The sequence below is a fragment of the Aquimarina sp. AWH4_224 genome, from assembly GCF_056160245.1.
On record NZ_JBSWWU010000075.1, the window covers coordinates 1 to 327 of the forward strand.

Genomic DNA, 327 nt, shown 5'->3' on the forward strand with positions numbered 1-327 from the left:
AGAACGAACCTCTTGTAAATACTCCTCAAAACTCAATCCATAATCCAACTCACTACGAAGAGGCAAGGTGTTGATAAAAACACCCAACAAATCCTCTAAATCTGAATGTGAACGACCCGAAGAAACTGTACCTATCGTAATATCCTTCTGATTGCTCAACCTACTGAGCAACACCTGAAAAATAGATAACAATAACATATACATCGTAACTCCTTGAGATTGCGCTAAATCCAATAAACCTTTGGTAACAGAACTATCCAAATCAAATCCATAGGAAGATCCTGAGTAATCCTTAACCGTAGGTCGAGGATAATCCGTGGGTAAATC

At 38.5% G+C, this 327-nt stretch carries 1 protein-coding gene; it reads right to left on the reverse strand.

Annotation, left to right across the window (positions count from 1 at the left end; all coding sequences use genetic code 11):
• Positions 1 to 327: condensation domain-containing protein (locus tag ACXAGJ_RS24760; protein WP_474843881.1), on the reverse strand; the 327-nt coding region annotated here is incomplete at both ends.